Source organism: Streptomyces sp. NPDC088387, from assembly GCF_044753385.1.
GTDB lineage: Bacteria > Actinomycetota > Actinomycetes > Streptomycetales > Streptomycetaceae > Streptomyces.
In genome coordinates this window covers 327,143-341,315 of sequence record NZ_JBIVNC010000003.1, presented here as the reverse complement: position 1 = coordinate 341,315, position 14,173 = coordinate 327,143, and the positions used below count along the sequence as shown (strand labels likewise).

Here is a 14,173-nt window from a genome sequence, read left to right as displayed (position 1 = left end):
CGTCGGTCCGGCGTCCCGGGTTCGCCGGGCGCTGGGGGTTCCCCCAGCGCCGTTCAGGGGTCTGGGGGAGCGGCTCACCCGTTTTCCGGCCGACGCACGGGGTGGGGTGCGATCCGGCCGGTGGACGGGCGTGACAGGTGCCCCGGCGAAGACCCTGCAACAATCACGTTACCCAGTGCTCCACATTTCTGTGAAACCCCTTCTGACCAGGGATTTTGCTTGGATTTCCAAGTAAATCCGGAAAGCCGGGGACAACTCCTGGTCACAGCCTTGCAGGGGGCCGGAACAACGGCACGTTATCCCGCCGGCCCCGGGCACGGGAAGAGCCTGTATGTGACACTGGCGCCGTGATCGAAAACGGAAAAATCCGGGTATTTCTCCTGGACGACCACGAGGTGGTCCGGCGCGGAGTGCACGAGCTGCTCTCGGCGGAGGCCGATGTCGAGGTGGTCGGCGAGGCCGGTACGGCCGCGGAGGCGCTGGCACGGATTCCGGCCACCCGGCCCGACGTGGCGGTGCTCGACGTACGGCTCCCGGACGGCAGCGGCGTTGAGGTGTGCCGCGAGATCCGCTCCGGCGACGAGTCCGTCCGGTGCCTGATGCTGACCTCGTTCGCCGACGACGAGGCCCTCTTCGACGCGATCATGGCGGGCGCCTCGGGGTACGTCCTCAAGGCGATCCGCGGCAGCGAGCTGCTGAGCGCCGTACGGGACGTGGCGGCCGGAAAGTCACTGCTCGACCCCGTCGCCACCGCCCGGGTGCTGGAGCGGCTGCGCGAGGGCGGCGGCCCGAAGACGGACGACCGGCTCGCCCGGCTCACCGAGCAGGAGCGCCGGATCCTCGATCTGATCGGCGAGGGCCTCACCAATCGGCAGATCGGCGAAGAACTGCATCTCGCCGAAAAGACGATCAAGAATTATGTGTCGGGTCTGCTGTCCAAACTCGGTATGCAGCGACGCTCCCAGGCGGCGGCCTTCGTGGCCCGAATGCAGGTGGAGAAACACTGAATTCCCGAGGTCCGGGACTTACGTCCCGTCCTCGCGGGTCCGCCGCCCCTGTCGCGGGCCGATCCGGTCGCGCACAGTGACACCATGCCCTGCGACGAAGCGCCGGACGACCTCTCCCTCGCCACCGAACTGCTCGGCCGTACCGCCCACGGCCGGGTCGCGGCGAGCATGCGCGCGCTGCCCTTCCTGGCGCCCGCGCGGCACATCGTCACCGACGGCCGGGTGCTGCTGCGGATGCACGGCCGCCCGGGGTACGACCAGGCGTGTGTGGGGCATGTGGTCGCGTACGGGGCCGACAGCCTGGGCCTGGCGGAGTCCACCGCCGGGGCGTGGGCCGTGCACGTCGTCGGCGAGTGCGCGGCGGCCGAACCGACCGCCGCCGAACTCGACCGCCTCGGCCCCCCGCCGCGCGTGGCGGACGGCGAGCCCTACGACCCGGTCTATCTCCGGCTGACCCCGCAGTTCGCGACGGTCCACTCGACGGACGACGGACTGCGGGGCGGGTCGGGGCGGGAAGACTGAGGCGGTTGTGCCGCCGGGTGCGGTCAGCCGACCCCGCCGGGCAGGCCGCCGTCCGCGCCCTCGGGGCCGCCGCCCGTCGGCTCCCCCGTGGGCGGGTCGACGTCGGTCGGCTCGGTGTCCGTGGGCTCGGTGTCGGTCGGCTCGGTGTCCGTCGGCTCCGTGTCCGTGGGCTGGGTGTCGGTCGGTGTGGGCGTCGGCTCGGTCGTGGTCGCCGAGGGTGTCTGGGACGGGGTGTACTCCCAGCCGCCGCCCGAACCGTTCTCGTTCGAGGTACCGGGGTCCTCGGTCTCCTCGCTGGCCTCGTCGCTCGGCGACGAGCTGGTCCGGTTGTCCTCGGTGGTCTGCGAGGTGGTCGGCGACTGGGTGTCGCTTCCGCCGCCGCCCTCCGAGTCGCCGTTGTTCAGCGCCAGCGCCACACCCGCGACGATCGCGATCACACCGAGCACCGCGAGTATCCACAGCTTGTTGCCACCGCGGCCGCGGCCGCCGCTGCCGTCGAAACCGCCGTCGTCGCGGCCGTTTCCGTACGGCGGGATGATCGGCTGCTGGATCTGCGAGGTGTGCGAACCGTCGGACGGGTGCGGCAGCACCGCGGTGCCGGCCGTGCCCATCGCCGGGGTGTGCCGGCCGTCGTGGGTCTCCACCGGGCCGGTGTTCCAGGTGCCGGTGTGGCCGCCCTGGTCGTAGAGCATCTGGAGGCCGTACTGGACCAGGCCGCGCATCTCCTCGGCGGTCTGGAAACGGTCGTCCGGCTCCTTGGCGAGCGCCCGCATCGCGAGACCGTCCAGCTCCGGCGGTGAGACGTCGGAGACCTCGGACGGCGGCGTCGGGATGTCCTGCACATGCTGGTAGACCACCGACAGCGGGGTCTCGCCGATGAACGGCGGGCGCAGCGACAGGAGTTCGTAGAGCAGGCAGCCGGTCGCGTAGAGGTCGGAGCGGTGGTCGACGGCCTTGCCGAGCGCCTGCTCCGGCGACAGGTACTGGGGGGTGCCCATGACCATGCCGGTCTGCGTCATCGTCGTGGACGCGCCGTGCAGGGCGCGCGCGATGCCGAAGTCCATGACCTTCACGGCGCCGTTGTGCGTGATGATCACGTTGGCCGGCTTGATGTCGCGGTGCACGATGCCGTGCTGGTGCGAGTAGGCGAGCGCCTCCAGGACACCGGACACGATGATCAGCGCCTGCTCGGGCCCGGGGGCCTCCGCGTTGAGCAGCAGATCACGGATCGTGCGGCCCTCGACGATCTCCATCACGATGTACGGCACGGACTGGCCGCCCACGAAGTCCTCGCCGGAGTCGTACACGGCGACGATCGCGTGGTGGTTGAGCCCGGCCACCGACTGTGCCTCGCGGGTGAAGCGGGCCTTGGAGGTCGGGTCCTCGGCCAGGTCGGAACGGAGCAGCTTCACCGCCACGGTGCGTCCGAGACGAACGTCCTCGGCGGCGAACACCTCGGCCATACCGCCCCGGCCGAGTCTGCGGGTCAGCCGGTACCGGCCGTCCCCCACCAGTCCGCCGTTGCCCCACAGCTCCGGCGCGTCTGACATCCCGCCGCCAGCCGCCTCGGGGTCGGACGGGCCCTGAGCGCGCTGCTGTGCCATCAGTCCTCGCCGTCGTTTCTGCCCGCGGTGCGCGCGGTGTTGTTACGGTCTCCGTCGGCCACGCTACAGCCTCCGCGCAAGCCGCCGGTGCGAGTCGGGACGCCCGAACCGGGCCCGGACGTCCGCCGGAAGGAGCCGGCACGGTCACCGGTGCCGTCCCTGGACGGACCGGTCATGAAACCGTGCGGCCTTATCGTCGTGCAAATCCTGTGTACCGGCCGTACGTGCGCTGTAACGCTTCCGCGACGCTTCTTTCGCGTACGGTCACGGATCGGGCACCGAACTTGACGTGTCAGTGCCCTCGGGCAGACTTGGCCGGGAATAGCACTTTCGATCACTGGTGGATTGCGGGAGCACAGCAGCCGCTGTCGCCGGCGCCAATGGGGGACGCAGAACAATGAGCCAGGACGGCGCACAGGGCCGGTATGCGGGGCGCGGGATCGCCGGTGGCCGCTACCAGCTGCGTGACTTGCTCGGCCAGGGCGGCATGGCCTCGGTGCATCTCGCGTACGACTCGGTGCTCGACCGCCAGGTCGCCATCAAGACACTGCACAGCGAACTCGGGCGCGAGCAGGCGTTCCGCGAGCGGTTCCGCCGCGAGGCACAGGCCGTGGCGAAGCTCACGCACACCAACATCGTCTCGGTCTTCGACACCGGCGAGGACGACTTCGACGGAATGACGACTCCGTACATCGTCATGGAGTACGTCGAGGGCCGCCCGCTCGGCTCTGTGCTCGACGAGGACGTACGGCAGTTCGGCGCGATGGGCGCCGACAAGGCGCTGAAGGTCACCGCGGACGTGCTCGCCGCGCTGGAGATCAGCCACGAGATGGGCCTGGTCCACCGCGACATCAAGCCGGGCAACGTCATGGTGACCAAGCGCGGTGTCGTCAAGGTGATGGACTTCGGCATCGCGCGCGCCATGCAGTCCGGCGTGACGTCGATGACGCAGACCGGCATGGTCGTCGGCACCCCGCAGTACCTGTCGCCGGAGCAGGCCCTCGGCCGGGGCGTCGACGCCCGCTCCGACCTCTACTCGGTCGGCATCATGCTGTTCCAGCTGGTCACCGGGCGGCTGCCGTTCGACGCGGACTCCCCGCTGGCCATCGCGTACGCGCATGTGCAGGAGGAGCCGGTCACCGCCTCCTCGGTCAACCGGGCGCTGCCGCCGGCCGTCGACGCGCTGATCACCCGGGCGCTGAAGAAGAACCCGAACGAGCGCTTCCCCACGGCGGTGGCGATGCGCGACGAGTGCCTGCGGGTCGCGAGCTCCTTCCACGCGACGCCGCCCAACATCGTGCCGGGCGCGTCCACGCAGAGCGGTTCGGGTGTCGGCTCGGCCGTCTTCCCGCCGGTCGACCAGGCCGCGCAGGCGCCCCAGGGCCATGTCCAGACGCCGTACCAGCCGACCCCGCCGCCGAACCCGTACGGCCCGCCGACGCCTTCCCCGGCGTACGGCTACCCCCAGCAGGGCGGGTACCAGACGCCGTCCCCGGCCGCGTACTCCCCGCAGCACGGCGCCCCGTCGACCCCGCCGCCGTACAACCTCACCCCGCAGACCGCGCAGACGCCGGGCGGCGGTGGCGGTGGCGGTGGCGGCAAGAGCAACCGGCCGGTGATCATCGGCTCGGTGGTCGTCGCCCTGCTCGCGGTCGGCGGTCTGATCGCGGCCCTGACCCTGGGCGGCGACGACGGCAACGAGGGCTCCGACAAGCCGAGCCCGTCGGCGTCCGCCGAGAAGCAGCCGGGTTACCGGGGTCCGGACACGTCGAAGACGATCGAGACCTCGGAGTGCACCGAGCCGGAAGAGGCGTACAACGACCCGACGAAGATCCGGATCCCGGACTTCCGGTACAAGTACCTCGCGTCGGTCAAGGCGTGCCTCCAGGCCGCGGGCTGGCAGCTGAAGGTCGACAACGTCGACGAGAACACGTACGGCGAGGGATCGGTCATCAACCAGTTCCCGGCGTCCGGGACGGACGCCGACCCGAAGGCAGTGCCGGAGATCCAGCTGAGCGTCTCGACGGGCAACCCGCCGAGCTGAGGACCGGCCGAACTCGACGGAACCCATGGGAAAGGCCCGGCACTTGCCGGGCCTTTTGCTTGCGTGTGCGCCTTGGCTGTTACAGGTAGGGGCCGCCCGTGTGGGGTTCCTCGCCGCCTTCCGGGGTGACACCGGGCGGCAGCGCCCGGCGCATCTGCTCCAACTGGGCCCGCGCGGCCATCTGCTGGGCGAACAGGGTGGTCTGGATCCCGTGGAAGAGACCCTCCAGCCAGCCGACCAACTGCGCCTGCGCGATGCGCAGTTCCGCGTCGGACGGGATGCCCTCGTCGGTGAAGGGCAGTGAGAGCCGCTCCAGCTCCTCGACGAGCTCCGGCGCCAGACCGTCCTCCAGCTCCTTCACCGAACTGGCGTGGATCTCCTTGAGCCGGACCCGGCTCGCCTCGTCCAGGGGAGCCGCCCGCACCTCCTCCAGGAGCTGCTTGATCATGCTGCCGATCCGCATCACCTTCGCCGGCTGCTCGACCATCTCCGTCACCGGGACCTCGCGGGAGTCGTCGTCTGCGCCGCCGCCGAGAGCCATGCCGTCCTGGCCCACGACCAGGATCCTCTGGGCGTTCTCCGGCGACCTTTCGTTCCTCGGCATCTCCATACGGTCATTCTCTCGCACCGCGCACGTCAGTACCGTGTTGCCCCCCACGGAAGCCGATACGCCACGGCCCGCCGATCGGCCCCCTGCGAAATGCCACGCAGGTGGCCGAATGTGAAGCTTGTCCCGTGCCCCGCTCACCGCAGGCCACCCGCCCCCACCCCCGAGTGGGCCCAGCACTCGGGGCGCTGCTGACATGCGCGGCACTGCTGTGGTGGCCGGCGAGCGCCCCGGCCCACGGGGTCGTATCGCAGGCCGCCCCGCCCACCGTCGTCTCCCCTGAGCCCAGCCGGGCGGGGAGTGGGCCGGGGGAGGGCCGGAAGCGACCGGGACGGCCCGAGGAGACCGCGCTACCGGAGGCAACACCCTCACCGACCACGCCGGTGCCGGCCACACCACCCCCGCGGCCGGTGCACAACCCGAAGGCCGCTCCGGTGGCGGACCCGGACCGCCGATCCGCCCCGGCCCTACGCGTACTCCCCCTGGGCACCGGCCTGATCCTGATAGGCCTGGGCCTGGCTCTGACCTTCTTGGCCCTACGCCTACGCCGCGCGTAGAAGCTGGACGCAGGCCACCGATCGACCGGCGCCCGGCCAATGCCGAGAGAGGGGCGCGGGGAACTGCGCGACCGGCCCCAACCGGCCCGCACCCGGCAACCGCAAACCGCCAAGCCCACCTCACCCGACAGGGGCGCGGGGAACTGCGCGACCAGCCCGAACCGGCCCGCACTGGCACAACAACCCCGGCCCAGCACTACGTGGTCAGCAGCACCTTCCCCACATGCCCACTCTCCTCCACCACCCGATGCGCACCCGCCGCCTCCCGCATCGGAAGCTCCCGATCAACAACCGCCCGCACCTGACCAGCCTCGATCAGAGGCCACACACGCTCCCGCACGGCCGCCACGATCGCCGCCTTCTCCCCCAGCGGCCGAGCCCGCAAAGACGTCGCGCTGACCACCCCGCGCTTCCCCAGCAACGCACCGATGTTCAGCTCACCCTTGCCACCCCCCTGAAGCCCGATGATCGCGAGCCGGCCGTTGACGGCAAGAGTCCGGACGTTCCGGTCCAGATACTTCGCACCCATGTTGTCGAGGATCACGTCCGCCCCCACCCCGCCCGTGGCGTTCTTGACCTCCTCGACGAAATCCTGCTCGCGGTAGTTGACGAGGATGTCGGCGCCCAGCTCGGCACAGCGCTCCAGCTTCTCCTTGGACCCCGCGGTGACGGCGACCCGCGCACCGACCGCCTTGGCGAGCTGGATGGCCATGGTCCCGATGCCACTGGAGCCGCCGTGCACAAGCAGCGTCTCGCCGGGAGCCAGATGGGAGATCATAAAGACGTTCGACCAGACCGTGCAGGTCACCTCGGGAAGCGCGGCGGCGTGCCTGAGGTCGGTGCCCGCGGGAAGCGGCAGCAGCTGTCCGGCCGGGACGGCGACCTTCTCGGCGTATCCACCGCCGGAGAGCAGGGCGCACACCTCGTCGCCGACGGCCCATCCGGTCACGCCGGGCCCGACGGCGGAGATCCGCCCCGAGCATTCGAGGCCGGGGTAGGGGGAGGCGCCGGGGGGCGGGTTGTAGAACCCCTGGCGTTGCAGGATGTCGGCGCGGTTGACGGCGCTGGCCACCACGTCGACCAGTACTTCGCCCTCGCCGGGCACCGGATCGGAGACCTCGTCCCACACGAGCGCCTCGGGCCCACCAGGTTCGGAAATCGTGATCGCATGCATGAGGTCGACGCTACCGCCCGGGCCCCCGAAGTGGACCGGCCGTACACAGCGGCCTCATCACCCGGGCCCGGCCTCCGCCCCTGGTCCCGGCGCTCCGCCTCAGGTTCCTCGGCCCCGCGACCGACCCTCGTACACCTTTCGTCCGGTCTCCCGTAAAAAACCTGTGCGAAACCGATGAGTCTGAGCCACGGTAAAAGTCTCCCCATGCGTAACCCATGTACGTGGAATGACCTCCGGAAGGAAAACCCACCATGAGCCAGCAGACCTCTGGCCTGGCCATCGAGACCGCGGGCCTGGTGAAGACGTTCGGCGACACCCGGGCGGTCGACGGCGTCGACCTCGCGGTACCCACCGGCACGGTCTACGGCGTCCTCGGTCCGAACGGCGCCGGGAAGACCACCACCGTGAAGATGCTCGCCACCCTCCTCAGGCCGGACGGCGGCCAGGCGCACGTCTTCGGCCACGACGTCGTCCGCGAGGCCGACGCGGTCCGCAGCCGGGTCAGCCTCACCGGGCAGTACGCGTCCGTGGACGAGGACCTGACCGGCACCGAGAACCTGGTCCTGCTGGCCCGGCTCCTGGGCCACGGCAAGAAGGCCGCCTACGCACGCAGCGCCCAACTCCTGGAGGCGTTCGGCCTGACCGAGGCGGCCGGAAAGCAGATCAAGAACTACTCGGGCGGTATGCGGCGCCGTATCGACATCGCCGCGTCGATTCTCAACACCCCGGACCTGCTCTTCCTCGACGAGCCGACCACCGGTCTTGACCCGCGCAGCCGCAACCAGGTGTGGGACATCGTCCGCGCGGTCGTCGCGCACGGCACCACCGTGCTGCTGACCACGCAGTATCTGGACGAGGCCGACCAGCTGGCGTCCCGGATCGCCGTGATCGACCGCGGCAAGGTGATCGCCGAGGGCACCAAGGGCGAGCTGAAGGCGTCGGTCGGCGCCGGCTCCGTCCACGTACGGCTGCGTGACGCGCAGCAGCGGCCCCAGGCCGAGCAGGTACTGCGGCTCGCGCTGGACGCCGACGTGCAGCTGGAGCCGGACCCGGTGGCGCTGACGGCCCGCGTCGGCGGCCCCGGCAACGGACAGGGGGCGGCCGAGCAGGCGGCCCGCGCGCTGGCCGAGCTGGCGCGCACCGGCATCACCGTGGACAACTTCTCGCTGGGCCAGCCCAGCCTGGACGAGGTGTTCCTCGCCCTGACCGGACATGACACGCAGGCCGACAAGACGGAAGCCGAGGCAGCGGCATGAGTACCGCGACCACCACCGAGACCCAGGACCTCGCACCGGTCAGCGCCGAGTCGCTCGCCGAGCTGCTCGTCGCCAAGGAGCGGCCGCCGCGGCCCAGCGCCTGGTCGGCGTCGCTGACCTTCGGCTGGCGGGCGGTGCTGAAGATCAAGCACGTGCCCGAGCAGCTCTTCGACGTCACCGCCTTCCCGATCATGATGGTGCTGATGTACACGTACCTGTTCGGCGGGGCGCTGGCCGGTTCGCCGAAGGAGTACATCCAGTTCCTGCTGCCCGGCATCCTGGTGATGTCGGTCGTCATGATCACGATGTACACGGGTGTCTCGGTCAACACCGACATCGAGAAGGGTGTCTTCGACCGGTTCCGCTCGCTGCCGATCTGGCGGCCGTCGACGATGGTCGGCTATCTGCTGGGCGACGCCCTGCGGTACACCATCGCCTCGATCGTGATGCTGACCGTCGGCATCATCCTCGGCTACCGCCCGGAGAGCTTCGGCGGAGTGGTCGCCGGCATCGCGCTGCTGATCGTCTTCTCGTTCGCGTTCTCGTGGATCTGGACCATGTTCGGTCTGATGCTGCGCAGCGAGAAGTCGGTCATGGGCGTGAGCATGATGGTGATCTTCCCGCTCACCTTCCTGTCCAACGTCTTCGTCGACCCGAAGACCATGCCGGGCTGGCTCCAGGCGTTTGTGAACAACAGCCCGGTCACCCATGTGGCCACCGCCGTCCGCGAGTTGATGGCGGGCGACTGGCCGGCCGACTCGATCGCCTGGTCGCTGGGCTGGGCGGCCGCGCTGATCCTGGTCTTCGGACCGATCACCATGCGGCTCTACAACCGCAAGTAGCGCTCCGCGGCGCCGGCCTCACCGGCGCCCGGCATCACGCCACCGCCGCCTCACGGCCGCCGTTCGGGCCCCCGGGTCATCCACCCGGGGGTCCCGTCCGTCTCCGGCTTCTCCGGCTCGACCCGCACGATCGTGATCACCCGGTCCGTCAGCTCCAGCGTGCCGACGGCCGCGTCGTCGTAGGCCAGCACCCGGTGGCCGCGTACGACGCTCACCACCAGGTCCTCCAGATCGCGCGGGACCTTTCCCGTCTCGGCCCGGGTGACCGGCCGTTCCACGATGTCCAGGCCGCCGCCCTGCCGGATCAGGTCCTCCATGACCAGCCCGGCCGCCGGACTGAGCACCGACAGACCGAGCAGCCGGCCGGCCGCACCGGCGCTGGTGATCACGTCGTCGGCGCCGGAGTGCTTCAGCAGCGGCGCGTTCTCCTCCTCGCGCACCGAGGCCACGATCTTCGCCCGCGGATTGAGCTGCCGGGCGGTCAGGGTCACCAGCACCGCCGTGTCGTCCTGCTGCGGCGCCACGATGATCTTTCCGGCCCGCTGCACCTCGGCCCGCCGCAGCACCGCGCTGCGGGTCGCGTCGCCGGCCACACCGCCGTAGCCCTCGGCCTCCGCCGCCGCGATCGCCTTGGTGCTCGGGTCGATGACCACCACCTGGTCCTTGGGCACACCGGACGCGCAGACGGCCCGGATCGCGGACCGTCCCTTGGTGCCGAACCCGATGACGACTACGTGATCGCGCAAGAGGAGCCTCCTGAGTCTGCCGGATCCGACTTCCGGACCTGCCTGCCGTTCGCGTCCCGGACGGCGGACGTCGCGCGCCCGCCTCGAAACCGTGGGGTAGCGTCCGTCACCATGGTGCCGACCGTAGGGATCACCGTCACAGGGGGCACGCGATGAAGGCGGACGAGCGACCACAGGCACGAGGGACGCGGCTGTCCATTGTCCGCTCCCTCTGGTACCGCTCACGCACCGAGGCCCGCGACGACGCCGAGGCCGGCCGGTCCATCTCGATGCCGACGCTCAGCACCATCCCGCCGCTCCAGCAGGTGCTGCGCCGGCTCGCGATGGCCCTGCTGGTCCTGTTCGTCACGATCCTCATCGTCTACGTCGACGCCGACGGCTACACCGACAACTCCGACGGCAGTGTCGACCTTCTCGACGCCGCGTACTACGCCACCGTCACCCTCTCCACCACCGGCTACGGCGATGTCACCCCGGTCAGCGACACGGCCCGGCTGGTCAACATCCTGGTCATCACGCCACTGCGGGTGATGTTCCTGATCATCCTGGTCGGCACCACCCTGGAGGTGCTCACCGAGCGCACCCGCCAGCAGGTCCGCATCCACCGCTGGCGCTCCCGCACCCGCGACCACGTGGTGGTCATCGGCTACGGCACCAAGGGCCGCCACGCGGTGCAGACGCTGACCGGACAGGGCATCAGCCGGGACCGGATCGTCGTCGTCGACGCCCAGCGCAAGGCCACCGGCGCCGCCGCGGACGACGGCCTGGTCTCCGTCACCGGCGACGCCACCCGCACCGACACCCTGATCAAGGCCGAGGTGCAGTCCGCGGCCCATGTCATCGTGGCCCCGCAGCGCGACGAGACCGCCACGCTGATCACCCTCACCGCCCGCCAGGTCAACAAACACGCCACCATCGTGGTCGCCGTGCGCGAGAACGAGAACGTGCCGCTGCTCCAGCAGAGCGGTGCGGACACCGTCATCACCAGCTCCAGCTCCGCCGGCCGGCTGCTCGGTGTCTCCATGGTCAGCCCCTCCGTGGCCCGGCTGCTGGAGGATCTGATGACCCTGGGCAGCGGCCTGGACCTCATCGAACGGGCCGTGCGCGAGGAGGAGATCGGCAACTCCCCGCGCGCCTGCGCCGACCTGGTCGTGGCCGCCGTACGCGGCAAGGAAGTACTGGACTACACCGATCCGCGGCTGTCCAAGCTCCAGCCGAGGGACCGGGTCATCACGGTCAGCAGGCCGGTGCAGTCGACGCTGGAGTAGCGGCCGACGCGGGCGTCAACGGGCGCGCGCCGGGCCGCCGTTGAGGATCAGGCGGCCCGGCGGCGATGTTTCACGTGAAACACACGCTGACTCCGGCGCTGGCCCACGGCAGATCCAGCAGCTCCGCGCGCTGCCCACGCGCGGCGCCACCCGGCGGTACGACCGCCAGCGCGTCGGCCGCCGCGACGCCCCGCAGCATCGCCGGCCCGTTGTAGTGCAGCGGCACCGCACGGTCGGAGCGCAGCGACACCGGTACGAGCCGGGTGTCGTGGGGATGCCCCTGTACGGCGTCCTGGAGTGGCAGCGCGTAGGGCTCGGGCGCCGGGCGGGCCGCGAGGGTGCGCAGCAGTGGTTCGGCAAGGGTGACCAGCCCGGAGACTGCGGCCAGGGGGTTGCCGGGGAGCCCCACGAGGTGCTGATTCTGCCGGGTGCGGGCCAGCAGCATCGGGTGTCCGGGGCGGACCCTGACGCCGTCCACCAGCAGTTCGGCGCCGATTCGGGCCAGGGTGGGGTGGACGTGGTCCACGGGGCCCGACGCCGTACCGCCGGTCGTGACGATCAGGTCGGCCTCGGAGGTGGTGATCGCCTTGTGCAGGGCCTCGGCGTCGTCGCCGAGCCGGCGCACGCCGATGACCTCGGCGCCGAGCGCCCGCAGCCAGGGCGGCAGCAGCGGGCCGAGCGCGTCACGGATCAGTCCGTCGTGCGGGAGGCCCTCGGTGAGCAGCTCGTCGCCGAGGATCAGCACCTCGGCGCGGGGCAGCGGGACGGCACCGAGGGTGTCGTAGCCGGCGGCCGCGGCGAGGCCGAGGACCGCCGGGGTGATCAGGGTGCCGGGGGGCAGTAGCTGGTCTCCGGTGCGGCACTCCTGGCCGCGCGGGCGGATGTCCTGGCCGTGGCCGACGTCCCGGGTCGTGTGCAGCCGCCCGTTGTCGTCGGTCCGGCCGTGCTCGCTGCGGATCACGGCGGTGGTGTCCGGGGGGATCCGGCCGCCGGTGGCGATCCGTACGGCCTCGCCGTCGTCGAGGGGTTCGGCGGGCGCGTGTCCGGCGAGGACGCCCTTGTCGCGTACGGCCCAGGGTCCGGGGCCGGCGACGGCCCAGCCGTCCATCGCCGAGGTGTCGAACGACGGGAGGTCGGTGAGGGCGGCGAGCGGGGCGGCGAGGACCAGGCCGAGGGCGGCGTCGAGCGGCACGGTGACGGGTGCGCGCCGGGCACCGGAGCGGGCGCCGGACCGGGCGGCGCGGGCGGCGGCCTCACGGGCGTCGGGCCAGTGGGAGGCCTGGTGACCGCGTGATGCGCCGTGAGTGCCGTGGCCTCCGTGGCTGCCGTGACCGCCGTGGTCTTCGTGCGGGGCGTCGGGGGAGTGCCGGGCGTCGGGCTTGGCGGTGGGCGCGGACGCGGCGGAGGCGTCGCGGCGGGAGCCGGCTGCTTCGTTCACGAGCGCGAGCACCTCCTCGACGTCGAGATCCCCGGCGTCCCGGCCGTCCCGGCCGTTCCGGCCGTCACGGGCGGCGGGCGCGGTCATCCGGCATCCGGCTTCCCGGCATCCGGCTTCCCGGCATCCGGCTTTCCGGCATCCGGCTTCCCGGCATCCGGCTTTCCGGCATCCGGCTTCCCGGCATCCTCGGGGGCGTTCTCCTCGGCCCAGCGCAGGGCGAGGGCGGTGGCCTTGCGGGAGGCTTCGGCGACCGCCTCGGGGCCGCCACCGGCGCGCGCGGCGGCGTATCCGACGAGGAAGGTGGTCAGCGGCGCCGCCGGCCGGTCCACCCCGTGGGCGGCGTCACGGGCCAGGTCGAGCAGTCCGCGGACGTCCACGTCCAGCTCGATGCCCAGCTCGTCCTTGACTGTGGAGATCCATTCTTCCAACACGTGACCATGCTCCCTGATGCGTGCCCTGGCGGTGGCGATGTCGTCCCAGGTGTCGCAGTCGAAGGACGCGACCGGGTCCGAGATCCGGGTGAGGTTCAGCGCGGCGGTGAGCCGGCGCAGGGGAAGGCCGGTCAGACCGCCCTGCTCGTCCGCGATCCGCGCGAGCGCGCGCCGCAGTGCCGCCGCGCGGTAGGCGGCGACGAGCGGCTGGTCCCGGCCGTCCGGGTCGGTCAGCAGTACGCCGTCAAAGGTCCCGTCCCGCAGGGCGGCCAACAGCCGCCGGACGGTCGCCTCCTGAAGGAACGGCAGATCCGCGGAGAGAACGACGAGCCGGTCCGCGGTGGTGTGCCGCAGCCCGGCGCCGAGCGCGGCGAGGGGGCCGCCGCCGGGCGGGTCCTCCCGGGCCCAGCCGACCGCACGGGCGGTCGGCCGGGGGTCGGCGACGACCACGGTGGTGATGGCGTCGGCGCAGGCGGCGAGGACCCGGTCGAGCAGGGCCCGTCCGCCGACCCGCACACCCGGCTTGTCCGCGCCTCCGAGCCGTCGCGCGGCCCCACCGGCGAGCACCACGGCGTCGTACGGACCGGCGTACGCGCCGTCGTGCGTGAGGTCGGAGTGCTCCGGTGAGGTCACACACCGAGTATGCGGGGCGGTGTGATCACAGGGAACGGTGCCGC

At 71.5% G+C, this 14,173-nt stretch carries 11 protein-coding genes and 1 pseudogene; 6 read left to right on the top strand and 6 right to left on the bottom strand.

Annotation, left to right across the window (positions count from 1 at the left end):
• Positions 1 to 347: 347 nt before the first annotated feature.
• A complete protein-coding gene (locus ACIQAC_RS09720; RefSeq protein ID WP_402188688.1) occupies positions 348 to 1,007 on the top strand; it encodes a response regulator in 660 nt (219 codons plus the stop codon).
• 84 nt (positions 1,008 to 1,091) lie between these two features.
• A complete protein-coding gene (locus tag ACIQAC_RS09715) occupies positions 1,092 to 1,529 on the top strand; it encodes a pyridoxamine 5'-phosphate oxidase family protein (protein WP_402188686.1) in 438 nt (145 codons plus the stop codon).
• A 23-nt stretch (positions 1,530 to 1,552) separates the two neighbouring features.
• Here the strand turns inward: ACIQAC_RS09715 and ACIQAC_RS09710 are convergent, their stop codons facing one another.
• Positions 1,553 to 3,136 carry a protein kinase gene (locus tag ACIQAC_RS09710; protein WP_402189287.1) on the bottom strand — a complete coding sequence of 528 codons (1,584 nt, stop codon included), beginning with the start codon at positions 3,134 to 3,136 and terminating at the stop codon, positions 1,553 to 1,555.
• A 394-nt stretch (positions 3,137 to 3,530) separates the two neighbouring features.
• Between ACIQAC_RS09710 and ACIQAC_RS09705 the strand changes: the two genes are divergently transcribed.
• Entirely contained in the window at positions 3,531 to 5,177 is a 1,647-nt protein-coding gene (locus ACIQAC_RS09705; RefSeq protein WP_402188684.1) for a protein kinase, read from the top strand.
• A 79-nt stretch (positions 5,178 to 5,256) separates the two neighbouring features.
• On the opposite strand, the gene ACIQAC_RS09700 is transcribed toward ACIQAC_RS09705, so the two are convergent.
• Positions 5,257 to 5,787 (bottom strand): bacterial proteasome activator family protein, encoded by a 531-nt coding sequence (locus tag ACIQAC_RS09700; protein WP_402188682.1) that lies wholly within the window; start codon positions 5,785 to 5,787, stop codon positions 5,257 to 5,259.
• Positions 5,788 to 6,537: 750 nt separating this feature from the next.
• A complete protein-coding gene (locus ACIQAC_RS09695) occupies positions 6,538 to 7,515 on the bottom strand; it encodes an NAD(P)H-quinone oxidoreductase (RefSeq protein WP_402188680.1) in 978 nt (325 codons plus the stop codon).
• Between the two features lie 251 nt (positions 7,516 to 7,766).
• Here ACIQAC_RS09695 and ACIQAC_RS09690 point away from each other — a divergent pair, with 251 nt between their 5' ends.
• Together ACIQAC_RS09690 and ACIQAC_RS09685 are read left to right on the top strand one after the other, a co-directional pair.
• A complete protein-coding gene (locus ACIQAC_RS09690; protein ID WP_402188678.1) occupies positions 7,767 to 8,771 on the top strand; it encodes an ATP-binding cassette domain-containing protein in 1,005 nt (334 codons plus the stop codon).
• A complete protein-coding gene (locus tag ACIQAC_RS09685) occupies positions 8,768 to 9,613 on the top strand; it encodes an ABC transporter permease (protein WP_402188676.1) in 846 nt (281 codons plus the stop codon). The genes ACIQAC_RS09690 and ACIQAC_RS09685 overlap by 4 nt, the downstream gene beginning before the upstream one ends.
• A 50-nt stretch (positions 9,614 to 9,663) precedes the next feature.
• Here ACIQAC_RS09685 and ACIQAC_RS09680 read toward each other — a convergent pair.
• Positions 9,664 to 10,368 (bottom strand): annotated as a pseudogene (locus ACIQAC_RS09680) (potassium channel family protein); the annotation flags it as partial.
• A gap of 143 nt (positions 10,369 to 10,511) precedes the next feature.
• Here ACIQAC_RS09680 and ACIQAC_RS09675 point away from each other — a divergent pair.
• Positions 10,512 to 11,627, top strand: coding sequence for a potassium channel family protein (locus tag ACIQAC_RS09675; RefSeq protein ID WP_402188675.1), 1,116 nt, complete (start codon positions 10,512 to 10,514; stop codon positions 11,625 to 11,627).
• Positions 11,628 to 11,697: 70 nt separating this feature from the next.
• On the opposite strand, the gene ACIQAC_RS09670 is transcribed toward ACIQAC_RS09675, so the two are convergent.
• Positions 11,698 to 13,152, bottom strand: a complete 1,455-nt coding sequence (locus ACIQAC_RS09670) for a molybdopterin molybdotransferase MoeA (RefSeq protein WP_402188673.1) — start codon at positions 13,150 to 13,152, stop codon at positions 11,698 to 11,700.
• The gene (locus ACIQAC_RS09665; protein WP_402188671.1) at positions 13,149 to 14,129 is read right to left on the bottom strand and encodes an NTP transferase domain-containing protein; all 981 of its coding nucleotides are present in this window, start codon (positions 14,127 to 14,129) and stop codon (positions 13,149 to 13,151) included. Before ACIQAC_RS09665 ends, ACIQAC_RS09670 begins: the two co-directional genes overlap by 4 nt.
• Positions 14,130 to 14,173: the final 44 nt, after the last annotated feature.

Excerpts from the sequence above, each read along its gene's own strand:
- ACIQAC_RS09700 (WP_402188682.1), bottom strand. The coding sequence starts at position 5,787 with ATGGAGATGCCGAGGAACGAAAGGTCGCCGGAGAACGCCCAGAGGATC.
- ACIQAC_RS09695 (WP_402188680.1), bottom strand. The coding sequence starts at position 7,515 with ATGCATGCGATCACGATTTCCGAACCTGGTGGGCCCGAGGCGCTCGTG.
- ACIQAC_RS09705 (WP_402188684.1), top strand. The coding sequence starts at position 3,531 with ATGAGCCAGGACGGCGCACAGGGCCGGTATGCGGGGCGCGGGATCGCC.
- ACIQAC_RS09690 (WP_402188678.1), top strand. The coding sequence starts at position 7,767 with ATGAGCCAGCAGACCTCTGGCCTGGCCATCGAGACCGCGGGCCTGGTG.
- ACIQAC_RS09675 (WP_402188675.1), top strand. The coding sequence starts at position 10,512 with ATGAAGGCGGACGAGCGACCACAGGCACGAGGGACGCGGCTGTCCATT.
- ACIQAC_RS09715 (WP_402188686.1), top strand. The coding sequence starts at position 1,092 with ATGCCCTGCGACGAAGCGCCGGACGACCTCTCCCTCGCCACCGAACTG.
- ACIQAC_RS09670 (WP_402188673.1), bottom strand. The coding sequence starts at position 13,152 with ATGACCGCGCCCGCCGCCCGTGACGGCCGGAACGGCCGGGACGGCCGG.
- ACIQAC_RS09685 (WP_402188676.1), top strand. The coding sequence starts at position 8,768 with ATGAGTACCGCGACCACCACCGAGACCCAGGACCTCGCACCGGTCAGC.